Source organism: Mycobacterium montefiorense (assembly GCF_025823255.1).
Classification (GTDB): domain Bacteria; phylum Actinomycetota; class Actinomycetes; order Mycobacteriales; family Mycobacteriaceae; genus Mycobacterium; species Mycobacterium montefiorense.
Map to the genome: position 1 here is coordinate 62315 of NZ_JACKVL010000018.1, position 12296 is coordinate 74610.

At 66.2% G+C, this 12296-nt stretch carries 12 protein-coding genes; 9 read left to right on the forward strand and 3 right to left on the reverse strand.

Annotated features, from left to right (window positions below; translation table 11 throughout):
• Nucleotides 1-179 precede the first annotated feature (179 nt).
• The 9 genes from H7K34_RS26125 to fadD1 are packed head-to-tail and all read left to right on the forward strand — an operon-like array spanning nt 180 to nt 9343.
• The gene (locus H7K34_RS26125; RefSeq protein WP_264064935.1) at nt 180-1358 is read left to right on the forward strand and encodes an acyl-CoA dehydrogenase family protein; all 1179 of its coding nucleotides are present in this window, start codon (nt 180-182) and stop codon (nt 1356-1358) included.
• 3 nt (nt 1359-1361) lie between these two features.
• Nucleotides 1362-2477 (forward strand): acyl-CoA dehydrogenase family protein, encoded by a 1116-nt coding sequence (locus tag H7K34_RS26130; protein WP_264064936.1) that lies wholly within the window; start codon nt 1362-1364, stop codon nt 2475-2477.
• Nucleotides 2470-2970 (forward strand): MaoC family dehydratase, encoded by a 501-nt coding sequence (locus H7K34_RS26135; protein ID WP_264064937.1) that lies wholly within the window; start codon nt 2470-2472, stop codon nt 2968-2970. The genes H7K34_RS26130 and H7K34_RS26135 overlap by 8 nt, the downstream gene beginning before the upstream one ends.
• Nucleotides 2971-2977: 7 nt before the next feature.
• A complete protein-coding gene (locus H7K34_RS26140) occupies nt 2978-3433 on the forward strand; it encodes a hotdog family protein (protein ID WP_264064939.1) in 456 nt (151 codons plus the stop codon).
• Nucleotides 3430-4632 carry a thiolase family protein gene (locus tag H7K34_RS26145; protein ID WP_264064941.1) on the forward strand — a complete coding sequence of 401 codons (1203 nt, stop codon included), beginning with the start codon at nt 3430-3432 and terminating at the stop codon, nt 4630-4632. The genes H7K34_RS26140 and H7K34_RS26145 overlap by 4 nt, the downstream gene beginning before the upstream one ends.
• 4 nt (nt 4633-4636) lie before the next feature.
• A complete protein-coding gene (locus H7K34_RS26150) occupies nt 4637-5038 on the forward strand; it encodes a Zn-ribbon domain-containing OB-fold protein (protein WP_264064943.1) in 402 nt (133 codons plus the stop codon).
• Between the two features lie 27 nt (nt 5039-5065).
• Complete coding sequence (locus H7K34_RS26155; protein WP_264064945.1) at nt 5066-6028, forward strand: alpha/beta hydrolase; 963 nt, start codon at nt 5066-5068, stop codon at nt 6026-6028.
• A complete protein-coding gene (locus tag H7K34_RS26160; protein ID WP_264064947.1) occupies nt 6025-7638 on the forward strand; it encodes a flavin-containing monooxygenase in 1614 nt (537 codons plus the stop codon). Before H7K34_RS26155 ends, H7K34_RS26160 begins: the two co-directional genes overlap by 4 nt.
• A 4-nt stretch (nt 7639-7642) precedes the next feature.
• A complete protein-coding gene (gene fadD1, locus H7K34_RS26165) occupies nt 7643-9343 on the forward strand; it encodes a fatty-acid--CoA ligase FadD1 (protein ID WP_264064948.1) in 1701 nt (566 codons plus the stop codon).
• Here the strand turns inward: fadD1 and H7K34_RS26170 are convergent.
• The 3 genes from H7K34_RS26170 to H7K34_RS26180 all read right to left on the reverse strand — a co-directional run bounded on the left by H7K34_RS26170 (nt 9270) and on the right by H7K34_RS26180 (nt 11764).
• Nucleotides 9270-10133 carry a DMT family transporter gene (locus H7K34_RS26170; RefSeq protein ID WP_308203142.1) on the reverse strand — a complete coding sequence of 288 codons (864 nt, stop codon included), beginning with the start codon at nt 10131-10133 and terminating at the stop codon, nt 9270-9272. The two genes, fadD1 and H7K34_RS26170, sit on opposite strands and share 74 nt — an antisense overlap.
• 100 nt (nt 10134-10233) lie before the next feature.
• Entirely contained in the window at nt 10234-11124 is an 891-nt protein-coding gene (locus tag H7K34_RS26175; RefSeq protein ID WP_264064952.1) for an alpha/beta fold hydrolase, read from the reverse strand.
• A gap of 115 nt (nt 11125-11239) precedes the next feature.
• Nucleotides 11240-11764, reverse strand: a complete 525-nt coding sequence (locus tag H7K34_RS26180) for a hypothetical protein (RefSeq protein ID WP_264064954.1) — start codon at nt 11762-11764, stop codon at nt 11240-11242.
• Nucleotides 11765-12296 lie beyond the last annotated feature (532 nt).

Here is a 12296-nt window from a genome sequence, read left to right on the forward strand (position 1 = left end):
TTTCGTTGCCACCCGTCAATGACGGGTGTCAGTGAGAACTGGATGACGTGAAGCTGAGCAGCGAACGGGGCGCGCCGGGTGCGGGGCGGACCGAGCGTAACGTCAGGACGAAATAGCGGGCGAAATCGCGCAGCGGCGTTACGCTGACGCGGCCGGATGGAAGGGCTAGGTGGGCCGTAATGGATTTCGAACTCGAAACCGCGCAACGCGCGTGGCTGAACGAGGTTCGCGAATTCCTTTCCGAAAACGTCACCCCGGAATTGCGGGCCGAACTGGCTGAGCACGATCTCGAATTCCCCAACGGCGAGGTGACGCGATTTCGCCGCAGGATCGGCGCGAAGGGCTGGTTCGGACTGAACTGGCCGCGCGAGTACGGCGGTCTCGGACTCGGCGCGGTGTACCAGCATCTGCTGATGAGTGAGTTCGAGTATTGGGGCGTGCCCGGACCCGACCTCACGGTCACTTCGGTGGCGCCGATGATCATGCGACATGGCACCGAGCAGAACAAGAACGACTGGCTCCCACTGATCGCTAAGGGCGAAATGATCTGCGCCGTCGGCTATTCCGAGCCTGATGCTGGAACGGACCTAGCCAGCCTGCGGACCCGTGCGACACGCGATGGCGAGTATTGGGTGATCAACGGCAGCAAGACCTGGAACAGCGGGGCGCAGCGCGCCACTCATGAGTGGTTGTGTGTGCGCACCGACCCGAATGGGGTACGCCATCGCGGTATTTCGGTCATCATCGTGCCGATTGACAGCGCAGGCATCCAGATCCGCCCGCTGTATGCGTGGTCGGGCTACCGCACCAACGAGGTGCACTTCGACGACGTGCGGGTCCCCGTCACGAATCTGGTCGGTGAGGTCAACCGCGGCTGGACCTACATCACCGGCGCGCTCGACCTGGAACGGGGCGCGCTGACCAACGCGGGCGATCTGCGTCGCGCTGTGGAGGAGTTGACCGAGCTTGCCCGCAGCCCGCGACGTGACGGCTCGCTGCCTGCTGACGATGCGGCTGTTCGCCGTCGCCTGGCGCAGGCCGAGGCCGATGTCGAGGTGGCTACGCTGATGGGCTACGAGGCCGCTTCGATCCTGGACAGCGACGCGATCCCCACCGTGGAGGTCAGCGTCGAGAAGGTCTTCACCAGTGAACTTCGCCAGCGCATCGCTGATCTAGCGCTCGACTTGCTCGGCCCGGACGGTCTGCTCTCCCATCGCAGCGAAAGTGCACCGCTGGCAGGCAAATTCGAACGGCTGTACCGGGCAGCCCCCTTGATGCGCTTTGGCGGCGGTACCAACGAAGTGTTGCGTGACGTGATCGCCCAGCGCGGCCATGGAATGCCTTCCTATGGGCGCTGACGGATGAAAGCGATACCGACGGCCGAGCATCGCCAGTTCGCCTCGTCGTTGCGGGCGGTGCTGGCCGCCCAGTGCCCTGTCGGTCTCGTGCGTGAGCTGAGTGAACCCGGCACCGACCGAAGCACCCCAGCGCTGTGGAAGGCACTGGCCGATGCCGGCGTGTTCGGGCTTGCGGTCGCCGAGGAATATGGCGGTGCGGGCGGCACACTCGACGATCTCGCAGTGTTCTACACGGAGGCCGGTCGCGGGCTGTGTCCGACGACGGTACACAGCTCCATTGCCGCCGTGCTGGCGGTCGACCAGCTCGGCTCACCCAAGGCCAAGACCGCGTGGCTGCAGCCGCTGGTAAGCGGGAATGTTCGCGGCACCACCGCGTTGTGGAACGTCCGGGACGCCGCCGACGTCGCCGCCGTGCTGCGCGCCGATTCCGTCGCGACAGGGTGGCGGCTCAACGGAATCGCGGACTATATCGCCGACGCCGACGTCGCCGACCTGATCGTGGTATCGGCCAGCGCGCAGGACCGCACACTGTTCTTTGCCGTTGACACCCGGGCGAGGGGGCTGACCATGGCGCCGCTTGCCATGGCGGGCGGGCACCGAGCGTTCGCGCTGCGCTTCGACGATGTGATCGTCGGCGCCGAAGCCCTGCTCGACGACCCCGCCGGTGACGCCCGGATGGCGCTGCGCCGCTTGGCCAATGCGACGGTGGCTCTGGGGTCATGCGATCTGGTCGGGGTCGGGCAGGCGGTATTGGATCGCACCGTCGAATACACCAAGCTGCGTCATCAGTTCGGGCGCCCGATCGCATCCTTCCAGGCGGCACAACATCTGATCGCCAACATGCACATCGCCTTGGCCGCCGCGCGGTTGGCCGCGCATTCCGCGGTCTTCTGGATCGCACGAGGACAGACGGCGACCCGGCAGACGGCCATCGCACGCATGCATGCCGGCAAGGCTGCCCGGCTGATCACGCTGGATGCCCATCAATTGCACGGCGGGATCGGTTATGTGACCGAGACCGACCTGCACTTGTGGACCGAACGGGCAAGGCTCGTTTCAACTCTCGGTGGCGCGGCCGAAGTCGCAGCGGTCTGGCTGGAGGAGGAAATCGGTGAGTGAAGACTCTCTGATCGATGCCGAGTCGGCGTCGCGCGTGGGTACCGTCGCCGCTTCCGCGACCGGCGAGGTGAATCGACGCGACTGGCAGCGCTGGGCGGCAGCGGTCGGCGACCGTAATCCGCTGTATTTCGATCCGGATCATGCCCGCGCCAACGGCTTTCGCGACATCATCTGCCCACCGCTTTTCCTGCAGTATGCGGTGCTCGGCGTCACGCATCTTGACGGGCTGCGGCCTGATGGTTCCTCGGGTGCGGCGTCGGGCAGTCTCGCGTTTCCGCGTGCTCCCAAGCGAATGGCCGGCGGCGAGAGCTTCACCTTTCACCTGCCGGCCTATCACCGCGACGAGATCGAAATGATTCGCAGCATCGAGTCCATCGTCGAAAAGCAAGGCCGTTCCGGCAGATTCGTACTGGTCACGTGGCATACGGTCTATCGGAACCAGCATCGCGAGCTGGTCGCCGAAGCGTCGACGTCGATGATCGCCCGACCCTAGGAATGTCATGACGCGCGAGCAGGTTTTTTACGACGACATCGACGTGGGCGAGCAGATTCCGCCGCTGGACGTGACCACCGATGAAACCCAGCTGTTCTTTTTCAGCGCCGCGACCTACAACGGTCACCGGATTCACTACGACAAACAGTGGGCGCGCGGCGTCGAAGGCTACGACAACGTGTTGGTGCACGGCCCGCTACAGGCGGCACTGCTGGCCCGCGCGATCGGTGACTGGATTGGTGGGCGCGGTCGGCTGGTGTCGTTCTCGGTGCAGAACCGGGCGACGGCATTGCCCGGCGAGTCGCTGACCTTCGGAGGTGTCGTGACCGGCAAGCGTCTGTCGGACGGCGCCGGGCTGGTGGATATCGAGATTGCCGGTCGCCGCGACGACACCGTGCTGATGCCGGGAACCGCAACGGTCGAGCTGCCCCTTCGAAAAACCATCAGCGGGACGCCGTCGTGACGGGGCTGCGTGGCGAAGCGGCCATCGTCGGCATCGCGGAGTTGCCCGCGCAGCGCCGTCCGACCGGGCCGCCACAGTTCACCCTCGATCAGTACGCGCTGCTGGCGAAGATGGCCGTCGAGGACGCCGGTGTCGACCCGGCGCACATCAACGGCCTACTCACCCATGGCATTGTCGAATCGGCGATGTTCGCCCCGGCGACGCTGTGCGAATACCTTGGCCTGGCATTGGATTTCGGCGAGCGGGTGGATCTCGGCGGGGCGACGTCGGCCGGAATGATCTGGCGGGTCGCCGCGGCCATCGAACTCGGCATCTGCGACGCCGTGCTCGCCGTGGTGCCCGGATCAGCGGCGGTGCCGCAATCAGAGCGACACCCGCCCGTCGCCCCGAATTGGTATGGGGCGTCCTCGAATAACTACGGGTCGCCGCAGGCCGAGTTCGAGATCCCGTACGGCAATTTGGGCCAGAACGCGCCGTACGCTCAGATCGCCCAGCGCTACGCCGCGGAATTCGGCTACGACCCTGCCGCCGTCGCCAAGATCGCGGTCGATCAACGTGTCAACGCCTGTGCGCATCCGGGTGCGGTTTTCCATGGCACTGCGATCACGGTCGATGAGGTGCTGGCCAGTCCGATGATCGCAGACCCGATCCACCTGCTCGAAACGGTGATGCGGGTGCACGGGGGAGTAGGTGTTTTACTCGCCAACGCCGACATTGCACGCCGAGGTCGCCACCGCCCGGTGTGGATCAAAGGCTTCGGCGAACACATCGCCTTCAAGACCCCCACCTACGCCGACGACGTGCTGCACACCCCGATCGCGCGGGCCGCCGACAAGGCGTTCGCGATGTCCGGGCTGAACCGCTCCGATGTCGATATTGCGTCGATCTACGACTGCTACACGATCACGGTGCTGATGAGCCTGGAAGACGCCGGCTTCTGCGCGAAAGGCCAAGGCATGTCCTGGATTGTCGACCATGACCTGACGCATCGCGGCGATTTTCCGCTCAACACCGCCGGAGGTCAGCTGTCCTTCGGTCAGGCCGGCATGGCCGGCGGCATGCATCACGTGGTCGATGGGGCACGGCAGGTGATGGGACGAGCCCGCGACGCCCAGGTACCGGACTGCCACACCGCGTTCGTCACCGGCAACGGCGGCATCATGAGCGAGCAGGTCGCGCTGCTGATGCAGGGGGACTGACGCCATGAACCTGCCGACCGCCGAGCCCACACCTGTCTCACAGCCCTTCTGGGACGGACTGGCTCAGCGCCGAATCCTGGTGCAGTACTCGCCCTCGTTGCAGCGCTATGTCTTCTATCCGCGCGTCCTGGCCCCCGGCACCCTCGCTGACGACCTGGAATGGCGCGAAATCGACGGCGCGGGAACGCTGTACACCTACACCGTCGCTCGTCGACCGACCGGCCCGCCGTGGGCAAACGCGGTGCCGCAGTTGCTCGCCGTGGTGCAGTGGGATGCCGGGCCGCGGCTCAGTACCGAATTGGTCGACGTCGACCCGAACGATATCCGGATCGGTATGCGGGTGGCACCGGTGTTCTACGATCTGCCCGAAGCAGGCATCACCCTTTTGAAGTACCGGCCGGTATGACCTCAACGGTGAGGTTCGGAGGTGTACATGGACGACCCCGTTAATGGCTCGGTGCAAGCGATGCTCGACCAGTTGAACACCGGATTCCCGCGCGTCGAGAACATGACCGGCTCGCAGGCTCGCGCCGCGGTGGCCGAACGGCGCATGCCGGTCAACAACCTCGACGATGTCCAGAGCGCCGCGGACCGGTCGGTGCCTGGCCCCAACGGCGCCATCCCCATCCGCGTCTACCACCCGCACGGTGTGCGCGCGGACGACCGTGCCGCGATCGTGTTCTATCACGGGGGCGGGTTCGTGTTCTGCGGCATCGAATCTCACGATGGATTCTGCCGGGCCCTGGCGCGCGGTAGCCAAGCCGTGGTGGTGTCGGTCGACTACCGACTGGCTCCCGAACATCGCGCGCCGGCGGCCGCCCTGGACGCGTACACGGTGTTTCGCTGGGCGATCGAGCACGCCACCGAACTGGGCATCGATCCCATGCGCACCGCCGTCGCCGGCGACAGCGCCGGCGGCAACCTCGCCGCGGTGACCGCGATCCTGTGCCGCGACCGCGGCGTCACCCAACCTGTCGCACAGTTGCTGTGCTACCCGGCGATTGATCCGTCGTGCGATACGGACAGCTACCAGCGCTATGGCACCGGATACTTCAACACCCGCGCCGCGATGCAGTGGTACTGGCGTCAATACCTCGGCGATGGGCAGGTTTTCGATCCGCCTTATCTGGTGGCTCCTGCTGATGCGGACTCTCATGCGGGCCTGGCGCCCGCAGTGATCGTTACTGCCGGGCTGGACCCCCTGCACAGCGAAGGATGCGACTATGCCCACCGGTTGCGTGATGGGGGAGTGCCGGTGGTGCACCGAGACTTTCCCGGTTTGTTCCATGGCTTCATGACCATCCAATCCTTCGGGCCGGCGGCGTCGGCGCTGCAACTGGTCTGCGCGGACCTGGGCCGGCTGCTGCGGCCGGCGTACCCAGACACCTCGACATGACCGAGGTAAGCGACGTCATCGTCATCGGCGCCGGGTTCGGCGGGCTCTACGCGGTGCATCGCCTCGCCTCCTCGGGCCTATCGGTGACCGCTGTCGAGGCGGCCCCCGACGTGGGTGGTACCTGGTACTGGAACCGCTATCCAGGCGCGCGATGCGACGTCGAAAGTGTGGACTATTCCTACTCTTTCGACGAAATGCTGCAGCAGAGCTGGCAGTGGAGCGAACGCTTCGCCGCCCAGCCCGAGATCCTGGCCTATCTGCGCCACGTAGCCGACCGCTTCGATCTACGCCGTCACTACCGTTTCGGCGTTGACGTGGTCGGTGCCTCCTTCGACCAGGGCGATGGTCGTTGGCAGGTCGACACCGCGACCGGGGACAGGTTTTCCGCACAGTTTCTGTTGTGCGCGACCGGCTGTCTGTCGGCGTTGAACCGGCCGAATATCCCTGGCGTTGAGGACTTCTCGGGTGAGGTCTATTTCACGGCGGCGTGGCCGCGCGAGGATCCCGATCTACGCGGTAAGCGGGTAGGTCTCATCGGCACGGGATCATCCGGGATCCAGGTGGCACCGATCGTCGCGGCTCAGGCCGAAAAGCTGGTCGTATTCCAGCGATCCGCGAACTACACCATTCCGATGCCTAACCGGCCCTGGTCTACCGACGAACAGCAACAGATCCAGCAGCAGTATCCCGAGCGTCGCCGAGTCTCCGCCTACGCGCAGGCTGGTACGCCGCACGGCACCTACCACAAGAAAGCCCTCGACGCCGAACCCCGGGAGCGGGTCGAGGCGCTGTGGAAGACCTGGCGCGAAGGCGGCGTACTGTTCGCCAAGACCTTCCCCGACCAGACCAGCGACCTGTCCGCCAACGACGTCGCCAGGCAGTTTGCCGAGGAGAGAATCCGGGAAATTGTCACCGATCCCGTCGTTGCAACCGACCTGATCCCGGTCGATCACCCGATCGGCACCAAACGGATCTGCACCGACAACGGCTACTACGCCACCTTCAACCGCGACAACGTGCGGCTGGTGAACCTGCGCCGCGAACGCATCGACGTGATCACCGCCGACGCGGTACGCACCAGGGAAGCGGAGTATCCCTGTGATGTGCTGATCTTTGCGACCGGCTTCGACGCCATGACCGGCGCATTGACCCGGATCAACCCGAGTGGGCCCGGGGCACAGCGACTGCGGGACATCTGGGCCGACGGCCCGCTGACGTTCCTCGGCCTGATGGTGCCCGGCCTGCCGAACCTGTTCACGATCAGCGGCCCGGGTAGCCCCTCGGTGCTGGCGAACATGGTGCTGCACGCCGAGGTCCAGGTCGACTGGGTCATCGATCTGCTGCGGGCGGCGCGACAACTGGGCGTGCACGAGGTCGAGCCCCGCCGCGATGCGGCCGTTGCCTGGACCCACCACGTTGCCCAAGCTGCCGAGCGGACGCTGTTCCCCAAGGCGGCGTCGTCGTGGTACCTGGGCGCCATTATCGAAGGCAAGAAGCGAACCTTCATGCCCTATATCGGCGGGTTCGGCACCTACCGGCGCCACTGCGACGATGTGGCCGCTCATGAGTACGCCGGTTTGGTCTTGACGACGAGATCAAAGGGGAAGTGAGACAGTGCCGGAGACGGTTCAGCAGCTCTTGCGACAGCGCAGGCATGACGACACGCCCGCGATCGCCCACGGTGAGCAGACCTGGACCTGGCGCGAGCACCTGGCCGAAGCCGAGACCGAGGCGGCGGCGCTGATCACCATTGCCGATCCGGCGCGTCCGTTGCATGTCGGTGCCGCGCTGGGCAATTCACCGGCAATGCTGCGCGCGATGGCCGCCGCAGCGTTGGGCGGGTACGTGCTGTGCGGCCTCAACACGACACGCCGCGGACCGGCTCTGCTGTCCGACATCCAGCGCTCCGATTGCCAGATCCTGCTCGTCGACGACGAGCACACGTCGTTGCTGGAGGGCCTGGATCTCAACGGGATTCAAGTTCTCGACGTGGACGGCACGCGTTACCGCGATGCGGTCGCCGCGGCACCGGCGCTGACTGCGTACCGCGAGGTCTGCGCCGCCGACACGTTCATGATGATCTTCACCTCCGGAACCAGCGGCAATCCCAAGGCCGTTCGGTTCGCGCACGGGATGGCGATCATGTGCGGCGCCAGCCTGATCATTCAATACGACGTCACCGCCGCCGACGTGTGCTATCTGGCGATGCCGCTATTTCATTCCAACGGTGTTGCCGCCGGCTGGGCCGTCGCTATCGGCAGCGGCGCGCTGATGGTCCCTGCCAAGTTTTCGCCGTCACGCTTCATCGAAGACGTGCGCCGCTATCGCGTGACGTACCTGAACTACGTCGGCAAGCCGCTTGCCCTGATCCTTTCCACTCCGGAGCGGCCCGACGACGCCGACACGACCCTGCGCGTGGCGTTCGGCAACGAGGCCACCGATCGCGATATCGCCGAATTCGCCCGGCGTTTCGGGTGCCGGGTGATCGACAGCTTCGGATCCAGCGAGTTCGCGGTGATCGTGGTGCGAGAAGACGGCACGCCGCCCGGCTCCATCGGTAAGCCCTATGCCGGGGTCAGCATCTACAACCCGACAACCCTCAAGGAATGCGCCGTCGGACAGTTCGATGAACACGGCGCGCTGATGAACTTCGACGAGGCGGTCGGTGAACTGGTCAACACCGCGGGGGCGGGTCCGTTCGTCGGCTATTACAACGATCCGTCGGCCACCGCCGAGCGAATGCGACACGGCATGTACTGGGCGGGTGACTTGGCTTACCGCGACACCGACGGCTGGATCTATCTTGCCGGCCGCACGGCCGACTGGATGCGGGTGGACGGCGAAAACCTGGCGGCCGCACCGATTGAGCGGATCCTGGAACGGCTGCCGCAGATCAGCCAGGTCGCGGTGTATGCCGTTCCGGACGAACGGGTCGGCGATCAGGTGATGGCGGCGCTGGTGCTTCGCAGCGGCATGAATTTGCGCCCAACGGATCTAGAGCAGTTCCTGGCCGCACAAAACGACTTGTCCCCGAAGGCGTGGCCACGGTATGTCCGCATCAACGACGACCTTCCGGCGACGGCCACCAACAAGATCCTCAAGCGCGAGTTGATTGCCGCCGGCATCAGCGCCCAGGGCGGCGTGCTGCTGACCCGGGCGCCGCGCGGCACGACGTATACCGTTGGTGATCAGGCCATCTCGGTCGCGGCACAACCGGAGGCTGACGCCGCTCCTGTTAGCCTCAGCCGGTTTCGGCCGGAGTCGGCGCCTCGCCGAAGCGGGCCAAGACCAGGGTCCCGGCCACCGCGACGATGAATCCCGCGATCACCACCCAACCCCAGCCGGGCCGAGCGGTATCGCCCAGCCACATCACGCCGACGAGTGCCGGCGCGATTGTTTCACCGACCACCATCGCGGCGACCGTGGTGGTGACGGATCCGCGCTGTAGTGCGGAGGTGAACAACAGAAACCCCGCGGCACCACCACCGGCCGCGGCGTACAGCGCCGGGTTGGTGTAGAACGCGGCTTTGGTGGGGTCGATCTGGTCGAGCAGGCGCACACCGATCTCGACGACACCGAACCCGCTTCCGGTCGCGAGACCCAGCGCAAGGGCGCGTTCGCGGTCGGGCAACCGGCCCGCAACGGCACCGCCCAGGAAGATGGCGACCACCACGACGATCAACGCCCAGCCGAGCCCCGGCGGACCGTGGCGGAAGTGCCCGGGCCCGGCGGCACAAGCGAGTGCGGCGAGGCTTACGCAGACCACGCCCACGGCCGCCCATTCGGCCTTCGAAAGTCGGGCCGAGAGCACCCAGGCGGACACGATCCCGGTCACCGCGATCGAGGCGGCCAATGCCGCCGCCACGACGTAGATCGGTACCAGGCGAAGTGCGGCGACCTGCAGCACAAAACCGAGCCCGTCGAGGCCGACGCCCGCGAGGTAGCGCCACTGCCGCAGGGCGCGCAACAGCAGCCTCGCATCGACACCGGACTTACCGCCGGATTCCACCGACCGCGTTGCGACAGCCTGCAGCACGGACGCGGTGCCGTAGCACACCGAACAACCCAGAGCGAGTAGGAATCCGATCAGCACAGAGGAGACAATACGAGAATCACCGGGATCGAGGGCAAAGTCGTGGCGATCACTGGAGTCCCCGACCCCGACGTCGCCGGCGTCGATGTCACGATCCGCCCCACCGTTGGGGCTAGCCCTGGGTAAACCGGTACACGGCCTCGGCGATCTCTTGCGGATAGTCCTCTTGCAGAAAATGCTTGGCGGGCAGCTTGATTGCGCCTTGCGCACCGGCGGCCCGCTGAGCCTGGACGCCCCAGCGTCGCCACGGCAGCATCCTGTCGTTCGCTCCCCAAACGACCTGCACCGGATATGGCGCGTTGCGGAGAGTGTCGAGGTAGAGCTGCTCCTTTGCCGCGGTCAACTCGAAGCCGCGCATGATCTTCAGGAAGGCCCGCCCGCCGTCGTCGCCGAACAACAACGGAACCCAGCAAGCGATCTCAGCGGCCGGCACGCGGCGGCTCACCGCGACAAGGCGCATGAGCGACAGGAAGGCGCCCGGCACGCGCAGCGACGCCAGCCACACTTCGCCGATACCGCGATGCGCGAAAGGCGCCATCGGCCAGGGGCGATGGAACGAATGCACTTCGATGATGGTGTTCAGCAACGTCATCGACAGCACCCGCTCGGGAACTGCGTTGGCCACCTCGAATCCGATGGGTCCGCCGATGTCGTGCAGCACGAGGTGGAAGCGGTCGAGTTGCAACTCGTCGATCGCCGACATCAACCAGCGGCCCAGACCCGTCCAGGTGTAATCGGCGTAATGGGGCCGTTCGGCAAGCCCAAGCCCGGGCAGGTCGATCGCGATCGCGCGCAATCCCGCTCCGGCCAGTGCGGGAACCACCTTGCGGTACAGGTAGGCCGATGACGGAACACCGTGCACGCACACCACGGCGGGGGCATCTCGCGGACCCTCGTCCAGAACGAAGGACTTGATCCCCCCGACGGTGAAGAAACGCCCAGCCGACCGATACCGTTCGAGCAGGCTATTCGCCTGTGCAGTGACCACGACGACTCTCAACACCGCGGAGCGCGGAAACCTTTCGTCTGCGCGCTTTGGATTGTCCGAGCGCGGTGCGCGCCAGCCTGCGTCGAGGTTGACCGGCCGCAGCGCGAACAGCAGCGCGCGGCCGCGACCGCTATCCCGATGGGAGTGTTTCGTCCGGACGCTGGCGCAGCGGCGCGAGGTAGTGCAACACCAGGGCAGTGACGATGCCGTAACCGAGATGCGGAATCAGGTCACTGATCCAGTCGCCGAGGCTCCAGCTGAGCGGATTGGTCACCCCGAGCACCGTCATCGGGCCGTTGGTGCCGACCAGGGCGATCGCTGAGGCGACCAGCGTGGCGGCCAGGAGCCCAGGTCTGTAGCCCAGGGGATAGGCCAATCCGAGAATGATGCCCATCCCGATGCCCGCGGCGTACCCGGTGAGCGCGCCGAGCCCGGAGATTCGGCTGGCGAGCACGTCACCGTTGCCGGGGACCGTGAGACCGAACAACCGCGCCATGGCGTCGACGGTCCGCTCCGGGGTGCTGCTCGTCGGGCGGCCCCGCACCGCGATGTCGAGGTAGGTGATCACGTTCAGTGCCGTGGTGCCTGCGGCGCCCGCGGCCGCGCCACTGAGCACTCCGGGCCACAGCGGTTTTCCTTGCAGTCCAGACCACACCCCGGCAATGATAGGCGCGCCGCCGCGACGTACTGCCCCGTTGGAGCTCTACACATTCCGCGCCGAGAAAACTAAAATTCGGGACGTGCTTCAACGCACGAGCAGAAGGGCAGCCGCGGCGTGTGGCGGTGCGGCTGTGCTCACCTTTGCGCTCGGCGGGGTCGGCGTTACTGGTGCCCCGCAGACCAACGCGGACCCGGCGCCCTCGCCCGGGCCCTGCTGCTGGGCGAGCGACGCGTCGCAGCCGATGGGTCTATCGGTCCGGCCCGAAGGAAGCGGCGCCAGCTGCATACCCGGCCTGAACTGTGGGCGCATCAATCCGCCCCGCCCGCCGCCCGCGACGAACCCTCCGCGTCGCGGGACTCCGCAATAGTTGCGCCGAGTAACTACAGTGGTCGCCGTGGGGAATCGCAAGGCCAGGACGGTAGCCGCGGCGTGCGGCGGTGCGGCCCTGCTTGCCTTGGCGCTCGGCGATATTGGCTCAGCTGATGAGTCGCCGATCAGCGCAACGGTTGCTTCGTCCAGTGTGGTC

What these genes read in the sequence shown, in the direction of transcription:
- H7K34_RS26125 (WP_264064935.1), top strand. Translation starts at nt 180, where the DNA reads ATGGATTTCGAACTCGAAACCGCGCAACGCGCGTGGCTGAACGAGGTT.
- H7K34_RS26130 (WP_264064936.1), top strand. Translation starts at nt 1,362, where the DNA reads ATGAAAGCGATACCGACGGCCGAGCATCGCCAGTTCGCCTCGTCGTTG.
- H7K34_RS26140 (WP_264064939.1), top strand. Translation starts at nt 2,978, where the DNA reads ATGACGCGCGAGCAGGTTTTTTACGACGACATCGACGTGGGCGAGCAG.
- H7K34_RS26150 (WP_264064943.1), top strand. Translation starts at nt 4,637, where the DNA reads ATGAACCTGCCGACCGCCGAGCCCACACCTGTCTCACAGCCCTTCTGG.
- H7K34_RS26155 (WP_264064945.1), top strand. Translation starts at nt 5,066, where the DNA reads ATGGACGACCCCGTTAATGGCTCGGTGCAAGCGATGCTCGACCAGTTG.
- H7K34_RS26160 (WP_264064947.1), top strand. Translation starts at nt 6,025, where the DNA reads ATGACCGAGGTAAGCGACGTCATCGTCATCGGCGCCGGGTTCGGCGGG.